At 46.1% G+C, this 19,433-nt stretch carries 17 protein-coding genes; 16 read left to right on the forward strand and 1 reads right to left on the reverse strand.

Going from position 1 to position 19,433, the window contains the following annotated elements; all coding sequences use genetic code 11:
• The 8 genes from RB298_RS12550 to nagA all read left to right on the forward strand — a co-directional run bounded on the left by RB298_RS12550 (position 1) and on the right by nagA (position 6,963).
• A complete protein-coding gene (locus tag RB298_RS12550; RefSeq protein WP_486047222.1) occupies positions 1-675 on the forward strand; it encodes a hypothetical protein in 675 nt (224 codons plus the stop codon).
• 24 nt (positions 676-699) lie between these two features.
• Positions 700-1,056, forward strand: a complete 357-nt coding sequence (locus RB298_RS12555; RefSeq protein WP_486047255.1) for a hypothetical protein — start codon at positions 700-702, stop codon at positions 1,054-1,056.
• A 298-nt stretch (positions 1,057-1,354) separates the two neighbouring features.
• Positions 1,355-2,386, forward strand: a complete 1,032-nt coding sequence (locus RB298_RS12560; protein WP_486047223.1) for an ROK family protein — start codon at positions 1,355-1,357, stop codon at positions 2,384-2,386.
• Positions 2,387-2,523: 137 nt separating this feature from the next.
• On the forward strand, positions 2,524-3,099 hold the full coding sequence (locus RB298_RS12565; protein WP_213578916.1) for a sugar O-acetyltransferase: 576 nt from the start codon (positions 2,524-2,526) through the stop codon (positions 3,097-3,099).
• Between the two features lie 30 nt (positions 3,100-3,129).
• Positions 3,130-4,047 carry a prenyltransferase/squalene oxidase repeat-containing protein gene (locus RB298_RS12570; protein WP_486047224.1) on the forward strand — a complete coding sequence of 306 codons (918 nt, stop codon included), beginning with the start codon at positions 3,130-3,132 and terminating at the stop codon, positions 4,045-4,047.
• Positions 4,048-4,282: 235 nt separating this feature from the next.
• Entirely contained in the window at positions 4,283-4,756 is a 474-nt protein-coding gene (locus RB298_RS12575) for a GlcG/HbpS family heme-binding protein (protein ID WP_486047225.1), read from the forward strand.
• Between the two features lie 270 nt (positions 4,757-5,026).
• A complete protein-coding gene (locus RB298_RS12580; protein ID WP_486047226.1) occupies positions 5,027-5,812 on the forward strand; it encodes a DeoR/GlpR family DNA-binding transcription regulator in 786 nt (261 codons plus the stop codon).
• Entirely contained in the window at positions 5,812-6,963 is a 1,152-nt protein-coding gene (nagA, locus tag RB298_RS12585) for an N-acetylglucosamine-6-phosphate deacetylase (RefSeq protein WP_486047227.1), read from the forward strand. The genes RB298_RS12580 and nagA overlap by 1 nt, the downstream gene beginning before the upstream one ends.
• A gap of 150 nt (positions 6,964-7,113) precedes the next feature.
• Here the strand turns inward: nagA and RB298_RS12590 are convergent, their stop codons facing one another.
• Positions 7,114-8,076: a metallophosphoesterase family protein gene (locus RB298_RS12590; RefSeq protein ID WP_486047228.1), complete on the reverse strand. Its 963-nt coding sequence runs from the start codon at positions 8,074-8,076 to the stop codon at positions 7,114-7,116.
• Between the two features lie 235 nt (positions 8,077-8,311).
• On the opposite strand from RB298_RS12590, the gene RB298_RS12595 reads away from it, so the two are divergent.
• From RB298_RS12595 to RB298_RS12630, 8 genes are all read left to right on the forward strand, one after another.
• Positions 8,312-9,238 carry an ABC transporter permease gene (locus tag RB298_RS12595; RefSeq protein ID WP_096774091.1) on the forward strand — a complete coding sequence of 309 codons (927 nt, stop codon included), beginning with the start codon at positions 8,312-8,314 and terminating at the stop codon, positions 9,236-9,238.
• A 17-nt stretch (positions 9,239-9,255) separates the two neighbouring features.
• Positions 9,256-10,158, forward strand: a complete 903-nt coding sequence (locus tag RB298_RS12600; protein ID WP_176502412.1) for a carbohydrate ABC transporter permease — start codon at positions 9,256-9,258, stop codon at positions 10,156-10,158.
• A gap of 104 nt (positions 10,159-10,262) precedes the next feature.
• Complete coding sequence (locus RB298_RS12605) at positions 10,263-11,756, forward strand: ABC transporter substrate-binding protein (protein ID WP_486047229.1); 1,494 nt, start codon at positions 10,263-10,265, stop codon at positions 11,754-11,756.
• Positions 11,757-11,920: 164 nt separating this feature from the next.
• A complete protein-coding gene (locus RB298_RS12610) occupies positions 11,921-13,666 on the forward strand; it encodes a sensor histidine kinase (protein WP_486047230.1) in 1,746 nt (581 codons plus the stop codon).
• A 22-nt stretch (positions 13,667-13,688) separates the two neighbouring features.
• Positions 13,689-14,054, forward strand: a complete 366-nt coding sequence (locus RB298_RS12615; protein ID WP_486047231.1) for a response regulator — start codon at positions 13,689-13,691, stop codon at positions 14,052-14,054.
• A gap of 27 nt (positions 14,055-14,081) precedes the next feature.
• A complete protein-coding gene (locus RB298_RS12620; RefSeq protein WP_486047232.1) occupies positions 14,082-15,278 on the forward strand; it encodes a helix-turn-helix transcriptional regulator in 1,197 nt (398 codons plus the stop codon).
• A gap of 208 nt (positions 15,279-15,486) precedes the next feature.
• Positions 15,487-17,982 carry a GH39 family glycosyl hydrolase gene (locus RB298_RS12625; RefSeq protein ID WP_486047233.1) on the forward strand — a complete coding sequence of 832 codons (2,496 nt, stop codon included), beginning with the start codon at positions 15,487-15,489 and terminating at the stop codon, positions 17,980-17,982.
• Positions 17,983-18,188: 206 nt separating this feature from the next.
• Entirely contained in the window at positions 18,189-19,430 is a 1,242-nt protein-coding gene (locus RB298_RS12630) for a PTS sugar transporter subunit IIC (RefSeq protein WP_096774086.1), read from the forward strand.
• Positions 19,431-19,433 lie beyond the last annotated feature (3 nt).

The following is a 19,433-nucleotide window of genomic DNA, read 5'->3' on the forward strand; positions in this document are numbered from 1 at the left end:
ATGGATAAGCAGGCTTATGCACGGTATCTGCTCAACCTGATGGATGAAGAAGCAGATTCCGATGAGGCCGTGATTGAAGAAGCAGCGTTATATGGATATTTTCAAATGTATATGCCTAGCGGAAGAGGGGTGGAGGCCACCTTTGAGCCGCTTGAGGATGGACATGCTTACTTGCGGCGGATCTCCCGGATTTACGAGATGCTGGACCCGGAGGATTTTACCGGAGGAACAGTGCCGGCCTATTTTAACGGCAAAGGGGATGAGGTATCCGAGGACGTATTGAGAGGTTATGGCGAGCAGTTTATTCGGGAGTTAAAGCAGCTGCTGGATATTTTTGCGAAATGGGAACGTGCAGCGGAAGCGGTCGCCTACCTGGATGGAATCGAAAAAATCGAGCTTCTTCCTCCAGGGAAAATAGACAGCGTTCGCGAATCCTATGATCCCGATGTCTATGAGGCGCTGTCCGAAGTGATTATGGAGCACAAAAACGAAGAGGAGCCTATAGAGATTCTGGACGAGGCTTTTTATTCGATTGCCTGCGATTACTGGATCTCCTACTATTTGCAGTGGCACCGTTACGGGCTAAAAGGCGACCCGTTGGCGCCGTATTTCGAGCTGCACAGGTTGGGGTATTCGGCTGTTTTCTCAGGCGAGAAGCTGTATATCGGCACATAGCATAGAAGGAGGAGAGAAGTCTTGATGACAGCGGCCGAGATGTTTTCGATGATCAGCGCAGGCAGCTTTTTTGAAAATGTCTTTGATAAAGAAGTGGATTGGAATGCCGAATTAGATGCGCGGGACACGCATGAATTTGACTCGGCATGGAATTCATGTTACGAGAAATTGCATGAACTTTGTCCCTCTGAAAGTCAGACAACCCGGGATATTCGGGAATATGCATTCAAGCAAACGTTCAGGATCACCCGGAATGCTGAACTGGCGGGTTATGTATCCGATGACTGGGGCCTGATTTCCACGGCGCTGGAGAACAGCATTCAGATTGAATTTATCAATAACCTATGGGACTCCTATCTTAAAGGGAATTTTCCAACATGATCCTAAAAATGAAAATGCAATGTCCATTAGACGGGCTAGCAGACACTTGAAATAGGAAGTGGATGCCCGATTAAGAGGCTGGGCACAACTCTGGCAATCATGGTGTAGAGTCGGTTGCCAGCCTTTTCTTTTTTGAACGAAGGATTGGGTAAAGGATCACGAAGTGTTATCAATTGCCGTCGTTGTTTTACCTGAATTTTATGGATAGAGGGCTGGAATGATTACTGGTAGACAAACGAATAACGATATAATATAGTACATATTATAAGAGTTATAAAAACTATTTGAGGTTTTGATTATGAACTCCATTACAAACAACACCATGTTGGTTAAACAAATGAATCAGGAGAAAGTTCGACAGGCGCTCATGGCGATGAGAACGGCTACGAAGGCCATGGTCGCGCAAGCTACCAGCTTAAGCATCGCCACTTGTAATCATATTCTTAACGAGTTGCTGGATGCCGGTGAAGTGTTGGAAGTGGCTTTGGATGACTCGAAGGGCGGACGTCCAGCCAAAATGTACCAGTATAACATGCATCATTCATATATTATTGCTGCCATTGTCAAAACCGAAGCGGGATCCCGCTCTCTTACATATGCAATCGCCAATATGGCCGGGGAGATTGTAGACCAAGGGTATGAAGAACATAATCGAATAGATCCCGCCTTAATCGATCGGGTAATCGAGAGGCTTATCTTGCAATATCCGCAAATACGGGCGGTTGGGATCGGCGTCCCCGGTGCAGTCGACCAGGGGGTCATCAATGTCAGTGATATACCGGAACTGATTAACGTTCCTTTGGAAGCGTTCATTCGCGATAAGCATAAGGTTGAGGTCATTCTTGAAAATGACATGAACTTGACCGTATATGGCTTCTACCATAAACAAGGGTATGATGAGAAACAGACGGTTGCCGTCGTAACTTTCATCGATGGCAGCTTACCCGGTGCAGGCATGATGGTGGATGGGCGTATTCATCGAGGTTTTACACGATTTGCTGGCGAAATTGCTTTTTTGCCGTTAGGCATATCCCAAGAGGCTCAATTCCAACAGCTGCACGATCGGAAAACTTTTCATGTACTGGCTGCGCATTCAGTGGCAAGCCTGATCGCCATATTAAATCCAGAAACGATTGCTTTGACTGGGAGCCTGGTGCTGCCGGATGATGTGAACATCATCCGGCAGGAATGTCTGAAGTATATTCCGGAAATGCACATGCCTCAAATGATATTACAAGAACATCCGGATCAGGACTATATGTACGGGTTAATTGCCAGGACCTTGGAAAGCCTTGCTTATTCGCTTGAGCTTGTGGAGAAGGGGAAGTGATATCTATCTAATGACTTCCTTCTGTGGGGCGGGTCTTATTGGCAGAGAGCTATGCCGCTTTAGACAGGACGTTATGACACAACTAGTTTGTCGGACAGAGACTTGACTTCAAGATGAGAGAGGATTGGATTATCAGGATGAAAACAGAAAAACAAAAGATGCTGGATGGAGAACTATATATCGCTTCCGATCCTGAACTAATGCGAGACCGGGCATATGCAAGGCGAATGACACGGCTGTTTAACCAGACTACGGAGATGGAAGATCAACAACGAATTCAAATATTGAAAGAATTGCTGGGATCAACTGGCGATCACATAGGAATGGAGCCTAACATTCGTTTCGACTATGGCTACAACATACACGTAGGCGAGAACTTCTTCGCGAATTTTGATTGTACCATCCTGGATGTGTGTGAAGTGCGAATCGGCGATAACTGCATGTTCGGCCCAGGCGTTCATGTGTATACGGCAACGCATCCGGTGGACCCGTTCGAGAGAATTAAAGGGCCGGAATATGGAAAGCCGGTAACCATCGGAAACAACGTATGGGTCGGAGGACGTTCAACCATCAATCCAGGCGTCACGGTAGGCAATAATGTCGTGATTGCTTCCGGGGCAGTGGTTACCAAGGACATACCGGATAACGTGGTCGTCGGGGGCAATCCAGCAAGGGTGATTAAGGAAATCGAAATCCGAATGACGGAAGCGTGAACCGGAAAATGTCAATGAAGGGGATGTAGAATGGAATCTAATCAGAGAATCCGTTTGGCAATTGAAGAGTCGATCCAATTCCTTGAATCTACTTCGCAATGGGAGACGGGTCACGGCGAGAACAGCCGCCATAAATGGGATGGCGCTTGGTGGCATATGGCCGCTCTATACGAAATGGGAGAGGTGAAGCTGATCCCGGAATCGGTTATCGCCAGGGCTAAACATCTACTCGAAACCCAGGTTTGGCGGACCTTCGTCATTACAGCCGATGACCAGCCAACCAACGATAGTGACCGGTTGAAGATGGATTGCTGCCATTGTGAACTTGCCGTATTCTATATGATTCTGAAAGCATATGGCTGTGATGTGGACACGGAGCTGCCCTGGATTCGCGAATGGCTCTTAAAGCATCAGCTGCCAGACGGCGGTTTGAACTGCGAGCCGGAAGCTTACATTCATTCAAGAAAAAGCTCTATCATTTCAACGCTTCCCCCGCTGGAAGCGATCTTATGGCATACAGACCGTGAATTCACCGAACAGGAAGCCGCTTTCTTGGATGAAGGCGCCCGGTATTTGATCGAGCATCGTCTGGTGTGTTCGAAACAGCATGGCGGCGTTCTGGATATGGATTGGCTTAAGCCTTGCTTTCCGCGTTTTTTTGAATATGATATCCTACGCGGGATGTCCTTCTTGGCAGAATGGTCCCGGCGCAGAAACAAAGCGCTGCCGGTCGACCTGCTTGTGGAAGGTGTGGAACGGTTGAAGATTTACATTGAAGAGGATGGCTTGCGGATCGGCAGGCAGGTCCATGATCCACATGGCCCTTGGGGTGGGCAAACCTTCCCCTTGTTAGAAGCATTAGCCGGACTGGGTGAGGTCTCGCCTTATTTAACCGGACAATTGGATCGAATTATCGAACGGTTGGGACTGGCATTTGCCTATGCCTAACACAGGCTTCAGTATTGCCACACTAGTCGAATAGCATTGCACCAGGAGTACGCAGCCTTCTTTCAAAGCGGGAGGAACTCAACATGGTGCCAAATAAGTCGCGGAAATCGCGGCTTTTTTTGTTATTAGCTTGTTCTAATGTCGCCGTATTCCGGAAGTACTGGCATTGGGCAATTCACCTATATAGGCAACGGCAATATAATGTAGTATTTCTTTTAAGCAAAGGAGAGCTACCATGTACAAACTCACTTTAACTGCGGCTAAGAAGTTATTGGAAACTGCTGAACACCAAGCACGACAAATGGGTCTTAATTCTGATGTAGCGATCGTTGATGAAGGGGGGAACCTCATTGCTTTTCATCGGATGGATAACGCGAGAATAGCAGGCATCGATATCGCCATTGGCAAGGCTTGGACCAGCGTAGCGATGCAAATGCCGACGGCGAATTTAGCGCAATCTGCGCTTCCAGGCGGAGCTACATTTGGCATTAATACAACGAATCAGGGTAGAGTCGTCATACTTGGCGGGGGGATTCCGCTCGTTCACGAAGGCAGGGTTGTCGGCGGCATTGGTGTAAGCGGAGGAACTAGCGCACAAGACATCGATGTAGCCAATGCCGCTGGGCAGGCGTTCGAAAATATGAGATATCAAGAAAATCAATATTTAAATGCAAGGATCGGTACAATCCAGCAATCATTTACTTATTAACGGGTTCCATGCATCGACGGTAAGGGCAGGCTGCTTCCGTTCAAGAAGGAATCTATCATCATCCAAGCTATGAGTAGTGACTTACATCACGATTACCGGAACGGGAAATGTCGAAGAGCTAACATATGTCTACTAAAAAACCACGATGATCGTGGTTTTTTAGTGTTTGTAATAATACGAATAAACTTATAAATACTTATTGTTTGTTTTTAATTGCTTATATATACTTATAAATATAATGCAAATGCTTAAACAAAGGAGGAATGAGATGTGTTCCAAGAAGAACGACTCGTAAAAATCCTGGATTATTTAAAACAACATAAAACGATGAGTGTTGGCGAGATATGCTCGTTTTTTCAAGTGTCGCGGGATACCGCACGCAGGGATATTGTCAGATTAGTACAAGAAGGAGTGGTTGTTCGAACACACGGAGGGGTAGCCTTGCCTGATCTGCAAAAGGAACTGACTTCATATCAGGAACGACTTATTGATGAGCCCACAGGCAAGAACGTGATCGGCAAGCATGCCGCTAAACTGATTCGGGACCACGAAACGGTATTCTTGGACGTATCTACGACCGTACAATTTGTTGCGGAGCATATTCAAGCGAAACAGATAACAGCGGTTACGCACTCCATAGATAATGTAGGGATACTTTCCAAACGAGAAGATCTGAGCATCTACGTGCTCGGCGGTTATCTGCATACCCAAAATCGATTATTATACGGTCCTTCCGTCATCGATAAAATCAGTGAAATCCGCGCTGACAAAGCGTTCATCGGTGCGACGGCAATCCAGACTGACGGACTCTATTATCCATATGAAGACGATGTCCGGGTGAAGAGGGAGATGGCCCGGCGCTCGGATCAGGTCATACTTGTTGCGGATCATACCAAATTCACGGTGAAATCAAGGTTCAAGCTGGACTTTGATCATGTGGATATTATTGTAACCGATCAATCGATCCCCGTTGACATACAAGAAATATTAGACCAGAAAAATATTACGCTCATAGAATGTCAGACTCATAACCCACAGGACGGAGTTGAGCCATAATGAACAACAAAATCATTCAACATGTCAAAGTCCACCTGCCTCATCAAATACTTCCTTCTGCAACGGTTTGGATTTCGAACGGAAAGTTGAAGAGAATAGAACCAACGCAAGAAATTGAAACAATCGAAGGCGATGCTGAACGGTTTGATGGAAACGGAATGTGGCTTATACCGGGGATGATTGATGTTCATATCCATGGGGCCAATGGCTATGACATGATGGATGGAACCGAGGACAGCATTCAAGAAGTGTCACGCGCTTGTGCGGCAACCGGCTGCACCTCGTTTCTGGCAACTTCCGTGAGTTCAACGATAGAGGATCTGTTGAACATGATCCGCAGCGTAAAAGCTGTCATCGGACGAGAACAAGGGGCAAGGATCGCCGGCATTCATTTGGAAGGCCCTTATTTGAATCCGAAGCGTAAAGGGATGCAAAACGAGAAATATCTTCGCCACCCGAATCTGGAAGAAATGAAGTTGATTATTCGGGAAGCGGGTTCGCTGATCAAAATGGTAACGATCGCCCCGGAATTGCCTGGAGGCTTGGAGCTTATATCCTTTCTGAAAGAGCAGGGTGTCGTGATTGCCGTAGCTCATTCCGATGCTACTTACGAGGAAGCAAAGCTGGCTTTTACAGCCGGAGCGAGTCATGTAACCCATTGCTTTAACGGCATGAGACCGATTCACCATCGAGATCCCGGACTGATTGTAGCCGCGTTCGAAGAACCGCATGTAAGCCTGCAAGCGATTGTCGATCAAGTCCATCTTCATCCGGCCATTGTCAGATTAATGCATCGTCTCAAAGGGCCGGAAGGCATGGTGCTTATTACGGATGCGCTTCAGGCGATGGGATTAGGTGATGGAAATTATATGTTTGGTGGTCATCACGTCACCGTTTCCGAGGGGATTGCCAGGCTTGCGGATGGCACTTTAGCATCGAGTACCGTGACTATGAATGAAGCGTTGCGTCTAACCGAAGCCAACGGCATTTCGATGGAGGATGCCGTGCGCATGGCTTCAACAACGCCTGCCCATATTCTAGGTTTATCTCGCAAAGGAAAAATCGAGGTTGGATACGATGCGGATCTCGTTCTGATGGATGAAAGGTATCAAGTGCAGTGGACGATGATTGAGGGTAACATGTACCAATGAAGGACACGTAACTTCTTATTCATTCACGCATTATCATACGACAGACAGGGGGCGCCCCAGGTCAATGGACCTTTTGGGGCACTCCCTTTTTTTGCATCCAAAACTTTAACAGCCTTTTAGTGCGATATAAATAGATACAGACAATTCAGTCTAAGTCGATTCGATCTTAAGAGCGCGCCCTTCGGGTATATGCGCAGGCTGATCATGAACGATGCTTCCATCTTCTAGATGAAGCCATGTTTCAAAGCTCCGCTGGCCTTCCGTTAATTGGATCACCCTTGCTCCAGGTTGAAATGGTCGATCCAGATAAGCATTGCGGGACGTACGACCATAACAAAGACGGATTCCATGCAGCGTTCCCCAGAAATCGTTCCCATGGTCATGGCCTACAAAAGTTCCCATGATATCGCCCATTTCCAGCATGGCCGCAAAAAATCCGGTATTGATGAGCGGTGCGCAGCAATAGGCGTCTAACTTCTGTCCGTAACAGACCGAGAAATCCCAGATGTCATTGTATTCCGGCAGAGGAATATGAAAGAAGCCGAGTGAAGGGAGGGGCTCACCTCCGTTTCTAGCGGTCAGACGATGAGACGCTTCCGTATACCATGCGATCTGACTTCGGCGAATCCAGTCATAGAATCCAACCCGCAGATGCTCAAGCGGTGAGTAGCTCCCCGAATCCAGAAAAAACAAGGCGGCTGCCGGCTGGTGAAGCCCGTCCAGAATTTCAAGCACATAATTGCCTACCCCGTGGACATTCGGCGGATCGGGCTGTGCATAACAGTACCGATGTGATAGCTGGAGATAGTGCATCTGCTCACGAGTCATTTCAGCAGCTTCGGAATCATGATTGCCGAATACGGCGGCCCATGGAATGTGCATTTCTTCGGGGACCGATACCGCATCTTTAAAAGCTTGAATGGGATTCGGACTTTTATTGCTTGCAATGACATCCCCGGTATAAATCACCAAATCCGGCTGTTCCTTCTCCAGAATTCTCTTCATCATGGCCTTCATCTGCATTTCTTCCTCATCCGGTTCACAAAATTCCGTGTCGGTGAACTGTACGATCTTAAACGTGCCATTTGACTTAAAATGCAATGATTTTCTCATTTGCGCCAACACCCCTTATTCATACCATCTGTCTAGATTTTCATATGAGCCATGACAGCGATTACGCCCCTAGCATAATGAGTCTGGTTGAAGCTGTCAATTGCCATTTGAAGCCGGGTGAGAAGAAGTCACCATTGTGGTATCAGAAAGTCATATGGATAGTGGTTGACCGGAAACATCGGTTATAGAATGAGGATGTAAAGGTTTACATGACGTGATAAGAAGGGGCTGGAACATGAGGGGTTCGTCTCATTTACGGAAGAGGCTAAAGAAGTATAAGTGGCTGCTGCTAATGACATTGCCGGGGATCGTCTACTTGTTCATCAACAACTATGTCCCCATGTACGGCGTGATTCTAGCATTCAAAAACTATAATTATGTCGATGGTATATGGGGAAGTGCGTGGGCCGGGTTCGATAACTTCAAGTTCTTGTTCAACTCACAGGATGCGTACATCATTACCCGGAATACCTTCCTTTACAATTTCGTTTTTATTGTGCTAAACCTGGTGTTAGCCGTTATGGTAGCGCTGCTGATTAATGAAATTAAGGATAAAGCGATCAGCCGATTCTATCAAAGCACATTCCTGCTGCCGCATATCATTTCGATGGTCGTGGTCGCCTATCTGGTCTACAGCTTTTTGAACGTGGATAGCGGTCTTGTGAACAGATTATTGATCCATTGGTTTGGTTCTGAGGCGGTATCTTGGTACGGGGAACCGAAGTATTGGCCTTACATCCTGGTCATCGTCAATGCATGGAAGAACGTTGGTTATCTATCCATCATCTATTTCGCTTCCATTATCGGAATAGACAAAGAATATTATGAAGCCGCCACAATTGACGGTGCAACCAAGTGGAAGCAGATGACCCGGATCACCATCCCGCTTATTTTGCCAGTCATCACCACCATGACCCTGCTCGCCGTCAGCGGCATTCTGCGGTCCGATTTCGGATTGTTCTATCAGGTACCTATGAATACAGGCGCTTTGATCCCGACCACGAATACCATCGATACCTTTGTCTATCGTGCCATGATTCAATCTGGAGATATCGGCATGTCGACAGCGGCTGGATTCTATCAATCCGTCGTTTGTTTGGTGCTCATCCTGGTAGCGAATACGGCAGTAAGGCGCATTAATAAACGCGACGCTTTATTTTAACAGAGAGGGAGGCAGAGATGGTGAAAGTGTTGAGTACGAAAAAATGGATCGGCGCATCATCGATTCACCTGTTCTTTTGGGCATTTACAGTTGCTTCGTTAATTCCGTTCATCCTGGTCTTTATGGTGTCGATCTCCAGTGAAGATTCCATCCTGCAGAACGGGTACTCATTGTTTCCCAGTCAAATCAGCTTTGCGGCCTATCAATTTTTATTCAATGATTTTTCGGAAATAGCGAAAGCTTACGGCGTTACGATTTTGACCACGCTGGTTGGAACCGTCGTAAGCCTTTTGATAACAGCGCTTTTTGCTTATCCGTTATCCAGACCCGAGCTGCCGTTTCGCCGTACCATTTCCTTTTATATTTTTTTCACTATGCTGTTTGGCGGCGGTATGGTACCTTGGTATATCACGTATGTGAATATGTTTGACCTGAAAAATACGATATTCGCCATGATCATTCCCAACCTGCTGTTAAGTGCCTTCAATGTCCTGCTCATGCGAAGCTTTTTCGCCTCGACCATCCCGGAATCCGTGGTTGAATCCGCGACGATTGACGGTGCAAGCGAACTGAAGATTTTCTTTAAAATCGTCGTTCCGCTTTCTTTGCCGATTATGGCCACGATTGGACTGTTTAACACGTTGTCCTATTGGAATGACTGGTACAACTGCATGCTGTTTATCGATAAACCCGAGCTGTATAACATCCAATATCTGATGACAAAGACGCTCACGAACATTCAGTATCTTCTAATGAAGTCTAACAGTTCGGCTCAAGTCGGGGACCTGCTCGCCAAGATGCCAAGGGAAACCGTCCGCATGGCACTTGCCATTGTCGGCATTGCCCCCTTGATGTTCGCCTATCCGTTCTTCCAGAAGTATTACATCAGCGGGATTACAACCGGTGCCGTGAAAGGTTAGCAGTCATTTGATCGTTCAATAGAGGAGGTGGGGCAGGTTAGGCGATTTGCACTCCATTTCATGCCTTAGATTAAAGTTTATTGTTGAGAGGAGAACTTAGGGATATGAAAAAAGCGCATTATCTGGTGCTTATGATCATGCTTTGCGGAATGCTTGCATTAACAGGCTGCAGTAAGGGGGGGACCGAAAATGCTACGGATACAGGGGGGAAACAAGCCCAAACGGAACCCTATAAAATAACGCTCGTATATCCGGCAACCGCTCCCAAAGACTTGCAGCTTGTTCAGGAAGAAATGAGCAAATATCTGACGGAGAAGATCAATGCGACGATTGAGCTCAAGCCTATCGAATGGGCTTCCTGGGATGATAAAACCAATTTAATGAAAATCTCCAATGAGCCTTTTGATTTGATGTTCACAGCCAGCTGGTTCTCATACGCAAAAGATGTCGCCAAAGGGCAGTACTTGGACCTCGACGAATTAATGGCCCAACACGGCAAAGATATTCCGGGCATTCTGGGTGAGGATTTTATTAAAGGCTCCAGAATCGGCGGCAAGCTGTACGCGCTTCCGACCAAGAAAGAATTCGGACAGGGATTCGGATTCCTTCTCGACAAGAAGCTTGTAGATAAATACAAGTTCGATATTAATGGGGTTAAGACCCTGGAAGATATGGAAGCGATGTTCCAAACGATTAAAGACAATGAGCCTGGCGTGATTCCAATTGTTTCAAGCAAGTTTACGAATATTTGGGATGCAGCCAATTATGATGGCATCGTTGCCAATCTTTCGATTCCGCGGGGAAGTACGGAGTTGAAAGCCGTCGATACCCTGGAGGATCCAAAATTCATCGAATTCTACAAACGGATGCATCAGTGGAATCAGAACGGTTGGTTTGATAAGGATATCCTGACATCAGACGCGGATCAGGGCATGAATATGATTAAGGCGGGCAAAGCCTTTGCGGTTGCCCAATCCTTAAAGCCGGGGAAAGACAAGGAAATGAGCATAACATCGGGTGTAGAAGTTGTGCAGGTAGAGACGGCGGAGCCGTTTACGACGACAGGTGACGCGCAGGGGGCGATGCTCGGAATTTCGCGAACCTCTAAGGATCCTGCAAGAGCCATGATGTTCCTTAATCTGCTGTACAGTGATCCTAAGCTGCTCAATATGCTGTACTGGGGGATCGAAGGCAAACATTATGTGAAGAAATCGGATAACGTGATCGATTATCCTGAAGGCGTGAACGCGGACACGCAAGGCTATCCTAATCCGGGAGGCTGGATGTTCGGGAACCAGTTCAATTCTTATTTATGGGTAAATGAAGATCCGAATAAATGGGAAGAGTTCAAGAAGTTTAATGAACGAGCGGAGCATTCCATCGCGCTCGGATTTGCCTTTAATCAAGAGCCCGTCAAATCGGAGATGGCATCCATTGCGAATGTCGAGAAAGAGTTCGGGGCTACTTTAAAATCGGGAGCCTTTGATCCGGAGAAAATCATTGCCAAGTGGAAAGAAAAACGGAAATCTGCCGGCTTTGACAAGGTTAAAGCTGAGGTTGAAAAGCAGCTGGCGGCGTGGGCAGAAACTCAGAAATAACGAAGATAAAGGAATAGGGGGATTCCGAATCGGGACTATCGTTGTATGTCCTATAAGGGATTCCCTTTTTTCCTGTATGTGACTATACTCAGAGTGTAGATGGCCTGCTATACTGCAGAAGCACATTCTGCCAACCTTTCCATGGAGCCGAGGTAGTGTATGCTATGTTGAATATTAAAGACTCGCTTCGCTTTAAGCTAATCATCGGTTTCGTTACGATCGCGGTTCCTCTTGTTGCCTTGCTTCTCTACAACAACTACTATGCATCCAATACGATCAGGGAGCAGGTGGCGGACTCGAATAAAAATTCGATGATTCTTTATTCGCATCAGATCGAGGCGGCCTTAAACAAGGAAACGAATTTTTTGTACAACATTGCTGTTGAAGATCCTAATATTGCCGCACTCTCACAGCTTCTCAATGACCCTGACGAGTACTTTCTTGCCAAGGCCAGAATTTTGAATACGCTTACGCGTTATCATCGTTTTGACAACAGCGTCGATCTTCAATTTATCTACTCCGTGCAGAAGCAGGATTTATTCAGTACACCGATCAAGACCCAATCTTACGATGAGTTGTTGTCCATCAAAACGACCATTGAACAGCTGGTCAAGGAGGTTGGACCGGACAGCGCCTATTTCCGCGAATGGAAGGCGATTGAGTACAGCCAGCATAAATACGCATTGATCAGACTGGTGGATACGGGAGATGATTTTTACCTCGGGGCGTTTGTGGAACTGGAGAACCTGATGATTCCGCTGGACTTGATTCATCTGGAATATGGCTTTGCCAGCTTTGTGAATGAGCAGGGTGAATTGATTACCAATACATCAGCTATCGGAACGAACCGCCTGAATACCGCTCTCGCCTCTGAATCCAACGAAGTCTATCAAATCGTAAAGAAGGATGATCAAAAATATATCGTAGTCATGAATCAAATTCAGGGCACGGATGTCATACTCAGCGCTTTTGTACCCGAGTCCCAGATGCTGAAGAATCTGTATCACTTTCGTCGAGGGATTATCATCATATCCATCGTGGCATTCATCATTCTGATTATCTATTTGGTTTATCTCAATGAGATCATCCTGAAGCCCATGAACAATCTTGTCCGCGGGATGCGCAGGATCAAGCACGGGGACTGGGACACGCGGCTTCATGCCTCTAAAGCGAAGGAATTCACCATGATCAACGAAACATTCAACAGCATGGCCTCCGAGATTCATGAGCTGAAGATCAGCGTTTACGAGGAACAGATCAAGGCGCATCAGGCCGAACTTAAGCATTTACAGCTCCAAATCAATCCCCATTTTTTATTGAACTCCATCAATATCGTCTACAATTTGGCTGAAATCAAGAATTATAGCGTGATCCAGCTCATGTGCATGAACCTCGTCAAGTACTTTCGTTTTACAACGAAGACGAATCAAATCGCGGTAACGATTGCCGAAGAAATGGAGCATATGGAGAGTTATATCAAAATCCAGCAGGTCCGTTTTCCAGAGCGAGTCACCTATGAAATCGACATTTCGGAGGGGGCAGACCAAGCGGCAATTCCGCCGCTCTTAATTCAGCCGTTTATTGAAAATGCAATCAAATACGGATTTGATTTCATGGATCATCCTTTCCATATTGCGATACATATCAGCCTTCCTATCCATGATCAATTGGAGATCGTGATTTCCGATAACGGGAGCGGCTTCTCCCGGGAAGTGCTGGAGAAATTACAATCAGGCGGTTACATGGAGAATCAGACAGGGGAGCATCTAGGAATCACCAATGTACAATACCGTCTTAGGCATATCTTTGGACATATGGCTCGCCTGGAGTTTGACAATGCTCCGAATTCAGGCGCCAGAATAAGAATTGTACTTCCTTTCCGAACGGTAGAGCAGTTTACTTCATATTGATGATCTGTATGGGGGTAGTCGCATGTATAAGGCGCTTATAGTAGATGATGAGATCTATGCAGTAATGGGAATTAAGAGCGGCGTGAATTGGCAGGAACTGCAGGTATCTGAAGTGTATGAGGCTTATAATAGGCGCGATGCATTACAGATTTTTGAACGCACACCGATTGATATTATGATTTGCGATATCGAAATGCCCAAAGGGACAGGTATCGAGCTGCTCGAGCGGGTGAATGATATTTCTCCCGATACAGAGACCATTTTTCTAACCGCCCACTCCGCATTTGACTTCATGAAGAGAGCAATTCAGCTGGATGGCTTCGATTATTTGTTAAAACCGATCGAATTTGATTTGCTTCAGGCAACCATAGCCAAAGCGCTGCATTAGATTAAACAGGAGCGGGAGCTCCGTCATATGCGAGAGCATTACAAACCGTATTATGAGCTGTGGCAGAAGAAAAAAAGCCTGATCACGGATAAGTTTTGGAATGATGTATTTTCGGGAAGGATCGTCTGCACCCCAGCTAATGTTACGGATGTTCTTGAGGAGCATGAGCTTAGCGGATTGCAAGAGGCTGTATTCATGCCTGTTCTGGTGAGCGTGGAATCGTGGCTTCGCGAGCTCAGCACAAAGGATGAAGAAATTATGGAATATGCTATCCGCAAAGGCGCATCCGAAATGCTGCTGCCCGCCGGCCATGGAGAGGTCATTCAGACCAAGCAGGGGGTGAACGTCGTCCTTATTGCTGGAGAAGAGGGGACGGAGGGGGATGTCACACATGAACTGAAGTTACGCTGTGAACAATACATTCAGGACTGTTATACCTACTTTGGTTGCAATATTTCCTGTTATATCGGCCATCGGTCCACTTTGTATGAAATAGCCGACACGTACAGGCAGCTGCTGGAGATGGAGTACAACAATCTGAATAAATCTAACCAAGTGTATAAGCTGGCTTCATTAGGCACCCACTCCATTAAGACGATGATCCCGCGAATATCGACCTGGACCCTCCTTATGGAGCTTGGGCAGCTGGAAGAAATGCAGCGAGAGATTCATGGGCGTATGGAAGAATTGAGCCAATATCCGCAGCTTTCGGTTAGTGAGCTTGAAGGCTTCCGACAAGAATTTATGCAAATGGTGCACTATATTCTTCATAAAAATGGACTGTCTGCGTTTGAGTTGTTTCAGGATCAGGCAGGAATTCATCTGTATGCTCAGCCGCGAAATATTGAACAATTGAAAGCAACGGTTCTCCAAGTCGTTCAGGTCATCCATGATCAGCTCCATCCAAGCTGCTCCGTGATTCAACGCATACAATCCTATATTAAGGAACATTTGCACGAATCGATCACAAGAGAACAGCTTGCCGGCTTCGTACATCTCAATCCAGCTTATCTGTCCCGTCTGTTCAAACGCGAGGTGGGCGAATCGATTACAGATTACATATTGCATGTCCGGATGTCGCAGGCTAAGGATTTGATCTTAACATCGACCATCCCCATATCCGAAGTAGCCAAGACCTTTGGTTATCATAATTTCTCGCATTTTTCCAAAATGTTCAGAAAAGTATATCAAGTTTCTCCGCAGGAGTTTAGACAGCAATCTTAATCTTAACGAGGATTTTCATTCGATAAGCCGTCAAACTAATAACGGATGGCCTGTTTTCTAATGTATGTATAAGTCGTAAACGATACATGCTATAATGATAAGCTTCTAAAATCTAAGAATATGTTTGTAATCTATGAGACACTGAATAATCCAATCGCTACTTAAACAAAGCTATATCGTTTCAGTTCATTAGAAATGAGGGCAAATTATGCGTTACCTTTATGAATTTATCGAGCATCAAGAGGATATGCCCTTTAAACTGTTTGTCAACAGCGTGAAACATGTTCCATTTCACTGGCATAAAGAGGTGGAGATTGTCTATGTTCTCCAAGGTTCGGTTATCATGCATCTTGATCAGAAGGAGTATGTTCTACATCAGGACGACGTCGTAGTGGTGAACAGCATGTCGATCCATAAGTTTGAGCAGAATGACCATGACAATATATTATTAACGCTTCAGTTTGGGCCGGAATGGCTTCAAAATAACGTTTTCATTTCTTGTAATTCAGCGAATGAGCCTGAGCCGGTCGGTTTCCGATTGGACACGATCAAGCAAGAGCTTGCAAAGATGGTATGGGAAATGAACAAGAAGTCGCCAGGCTATCGAAGCTTTACCTTGGGAAGGCTGCAAACGTTATGTGGACATTTATTGCGATATTTTTCGGAAGGAATCAACCCGGAAGCTGAAGAAGGCGGCAAGAGCTATGACTATAAAAGGTTGAATCGGGTTCTAACCTATATCGATCAAAATTACAAAGAGAAGATTACACTGCAGACGATGGCGGAACAAGAGCACTTAAGTTTGCATTATTTTTCTCACTTCTTCACCGATAAAATCGGTATTCCTTTTCAAAAGTATTTAACGCTGATCCGTTTGGAGAAGGCCCAGTCGGAGCTTTCGGGAAGTGAAAAGAGCATTACCGAAATTGCGATGGATTGCGGTTTTGCGAACGTAAAGCTATTCAATAAGTACTTCAAGGAGAAGTACGGTTGTACACCGAGCTCGTACCGTGAAGCCGCTGCCTCGCTTCAGGATAAGCCTAATCGAAAACCGCTTACCTATGAAGAATCCTCGAGCGGAGACTATTATGAATTAGATACGATCAATGCGATGGGGTCGTTATATCGGTACCTGGAAGTGAAGCCGGATCAAGAACGGGAGAGAGCAATCCCTTTAACAGCGGTTGTTACGGATCATGAGCAAATACAGATTCAGCCGGGAATGTCGTCAGCAGCGTACAAAAAGCACTGGAACGTTATTACAACAGCGGGCAGGGCAGTTGAAGGGCTGCGCGATGACTGGCGTCGGCAGCTGACCGAGCTTAAAGCCCGAATTCCTTTTGAATACATACGCTTCCATGGCATCTTTAATGATGAGATGATGGTGTATAACGAACAGGATGACGGGACTCCTGTCTATAACTGGGCCTATGTTGACAAGCTGTATGACTTTCTTATTGGGCTGGGCATCCGGCCGTTCGTGGAGCTTGGTTTCATGCCGACCCTGCTCAGCCGCTCCAGCGAAACGGTATTCTGGTGGAGAGGGAATATTTCCCCTCCGGCCGATCAGGCAAAATGGGAGGCGCTGGTTCGTGAGTTCGTCCAGCACTGCTTAAACCGCTATGGGGCTCAGGAAGTAAAACAATGGTATTTTGAAGTCTGGAACGAACCGGATTTATCAGGCGTATGCTGGGCAGGCAGCAAGGAGGAATACTTCTCGTTTTATGAGTCTACCGTTCGAGTGATCAAGTCGGTTCTGCCTGAACTAAAAACAGGGGGACCGGCTTTAGGTTATGGGTCACTCTGGAACGACACATGGACCGAGGAGTTTATGGAATATTGCAAAAGGCACCAAGTTCCGGTCGATTTCTTTTCCTTTCATATCTATTCGGAATATCCTCAGCTTAAAGCAGAGCAGAACATATTGACGAGAATGATGCCGCCAACCTTTTATAAAGAGAGCATCCATCGACTGCAGGAAAAAATGGAGGTGGCCTCTTTCCGGGATATGGAGCTGCATATTACCGAATGGAACTTTTCGCTCTATGACCGGCACCTGCTGCACGATACCATGTTTATGGCCCCATTTGTGATGTATCATGCGATGAATACACTGGGAGACGTAAAGGCCATGGCTTTTTGGTGCTTTACGGATGTGTTTGAGGAAAGCCTTGTTCCATCCTCTCCGTTTTACGGAGGTTTTGGTTTAATGAATCGGGATGGACTTAAGAAGCCGAGTTATTACGCCTTTGAGCTTCTTCAGAAATTGGGTGAAGAGATAACCGTTAAGGGTGAAGGCTATGTGGGCACTCAGAATCAAGATGGGAGCATGCAGCTTCTGCTGTATCATTACGTCCATTTGGATCATATGTTTTCAAGCGGAGACTGGTCGGAAATGTCCAATCATAACCGTTACGGCGTGTTCGAGGAGAAGGGCAGCAAGGAGTTTCAAGTCAACATTCCTCATCTTTCAGGAACCTATAAGTGCACGACTTATCAGATGGACAGAGATCATGGCTCCGTTTTTGACGAGTGGGTCCGTATGGGAGCACCCGAAATCTTGACGGAGGAGGAACTCGCGTATCTTCGCGGAAGAAGCGGCCCTGTCATCCGAACAGAGACTATAGAGGATCAGGGTTGGTATAAAGAGATCGTTCTTCCACCGCATGGTGTCCTATTGCTCACCTTAGAGAAACAGTTTTAAACACTAAAGGCTTCAAGAACACCACCGCTCTATAAGAGAGGGGTGTTTTTTGCTGTCCGATCCTGGCGGCTTAGATTTGTTGGCTCCAAAAACGAGAAATAAACAAAAAACGACCATAGACGAGGCAATATACAACGAGTAAGCGTTAACAATGAAATCTATACTATAGCTATGTCCACAACAGAAACACAGGAGGGAATAAACAGATGAAGCGTTTCATGAAATGGATGACGGAATCCTTTGCGCCAAGATTGGATGCGATTACAAATAACATTTGGATAGCATCGATTCAAGAAGCCATTATGGTTGCCATCCCAATGATCTTTATTGGTTCCATTATTACTTTGATTTCAATTTTGCAAGACTTCATTCCTGGAATGCCGGATTTAACGCCAATTACGACATTCAGCTTCGGTCTTCTCGGTTTGTTTATTGCATTCCTAACGCCGTATACGGTCATGGAGAAGAAGGAGAGACATAAAATCAAGCTACTGGCGGGAATGACCGGCATATCCTTATTCCTCATGCTGCTTAATCCCGTCGTAAACGAGGACGGTACCGTTCAGTTCGTTCTGGAGCGTTTCGGTCCTGCGGGTATGGTAACGGCACTCATTGTAGGCGTCTTCATTGCCGTCATCATGAATGTCTGCGCTAAGTTCTCTTTTTTTAAAAAAGGGTCTTCCATGCCAGAGTTTATTATGGATTGGTTTGACTTCCTGGTACCGATTGCCGTGATCATGGGCATAGGCTGGGTTCTTGTATATCAGCTCCACTTTGATATCTTTGGACTGATTATGAGCGTGTTTGAGCCTATTAATGCTATGGGGCAAAGCCTGATTGGGTTTGTTCTGTTCAACTTTATTGGAGTTGTATTGTATTCCTTCGGAGTCAGCCCATGGGTTCTGATGCCCATCTGGTATGCCATATGGATTCCGGCGATTGAGGAAAATGCCGCATTGGTGGCGCAGGGGCTGGATCCCGTCAACATTAATACCTTTGAAACATTCTTCTCCGGATGGCTTGGAATCGGAGGGATGGGCGCAACCTTACCGCTTGTGATATGGTTCCTGTTTGCCAGATCCAAGAAGCTGAAAACCATTGGTAAAGCCACTTTGATTCCTTCTCTATTTAATATTAACGAGCCTGTTGTGTATGGAGCGCCGGTTGCTTTTAATCCGCTGTTGATGGTGCCTATGTGGATCAATGGTCTTATTACACCCATCATCGTCTACCTAGCTCTTGATATGGGGTTTGCACAAATTCCGAGTAAAATCTTCCAGCTGTGGTATACGCCGATCGGTGTGTCGACTTATCTCATGTCCGGATTCAATGGACTTATTCTGCTCGCCGTTGTCTTACTGATTGTGTTTGCCGTATGGTTTCCGTTTTTTAAACTGTACGATGCGCAGGAATTGAAGAAAGAGCGGGAGTACCAAGAAGAAGCTTGATAT

The organism is Priestia sp. BR_2, from assembly GCF_041954005.1.
Classification (GTDB): domain Bacteria; phylum Bacillota; class Bacilli; order Paenibacillales; family Paenibacillaceae; genus Paenibacillus_AQ; species Paenibacillus_AQ lautus_A.

Excerpts from the sequence above, each read along its gene's own strand:
- RB298_RS12550 (WP_486047222.1), top strand. The coding sequence starts at position 1 with ATGGATAAGCAGGCTTATGCACGGTATCTGCTCAACCTGATGGATGAA.
- RB298_RS12555 (WP_486047255.1), top strand. The coding sequence starts at position 700 with ATGACAGCGGCCGAGATGTTTTCGATGATCAGCGCAGGCAGCTTTTTT.
- RB298_RS12560 (WP_486047223.1), top strand. The coding sequence starts at position 1,355 with ATGAACTCCATTACAAACAACACCATGTTGGTTAAACAAATGAATCAG.
- RB298_RS12565 (WP_213578916.1), top strand. The coding sequence starts at position 2,524 with ATGAAAACAGAAAAACAAAAGATGCTGGATGGAGAACTATATATCGCT.
- RB298_RS12570 (WP_486047224.1), top strand. The coding sequence starts at position 3,130 with ATGGAATCTAATCAGAGAATCCGTTTGGCAATTGAAGAGTCGATCCAA.
- RB298_RS12575 (WP_486047225.1), top strand. The coding sequence starts at position 4,283 with ATGTACAAACTCACTTTAACTGCGGCTAAGAAGTTATTGGAAACTGCT.
- nagA (WP_486047227.1), top strand. The coding sequence starts at position 5,812 with ATGAACAACAAAATCATTCAACATGTCAAAGTCCACCTGCCTCATCAA.
- RB298_RS12590 (WP_486047228.1), bottom strand. The coding sequence starts at position 8,076 with ATGAGAAAATCATTGCATTTTAAGTCAAATGGCACGTTTAAGATCGTA.
- RB298_RS12595 (WP_096774091.1), top strand. The coding sequence starts at position 8,312 with ATGAGGGGTTCGTCTCATTTACGGAAGAGGCTAAAGAAGTATAAGTGG.
- RB298_RS12600 (WP_176502412.1), top strand. The coding sequence starts at position 9,256 with ATGGTGAAAGTGTTGAGTACGAAAAAATGGATCGGCGCATCATCGATT.
- RB298_RS12605 (WP_486047229.1), top strand. The coding sequence starts at position 10,263 with ATGAAAAAAGCGCATTATCTGGTGCTTATGATCATGCTTTGCGGAATG.
- RB298_RS12610 (WP_486047230.1), top strand. The coding sequence starts at position 11,921 with ATGTTGAATATTAAAGACTCGCTTCGCTTTAAGCTAATCATCGGTTTC.
- RB298_RS12615 (WP_486047231.1), top strand. The coding sequence starts at position 13,689 with ATGTATAAGGCGCTTATAGTAGATGATGAGATCTATGCAGTAATGGGA.
- RB298_RS12620 (WP_486047232.1), top strand. The coding sequence starts at position 14,082 with ATGCGAGAGCATTACAAACCGTATTATGAGCTGTGGCAGAAGAAAAAA.
- RB298_RS12625 (WP_486047233.1), top strand. The coding sequence starts at position 15,487 with ATGCGTTACCTTTATGAATTTATCGAGCATCAAGAGGATATGCCCTTT.
- RB298_RS12630 (WP_096774086.1), top strand. The coding sequence starts at position 18,189 with ATGAAGCGTTTCATGAAATGGATGACGGAATCCTTTGCGCCAAGATTG.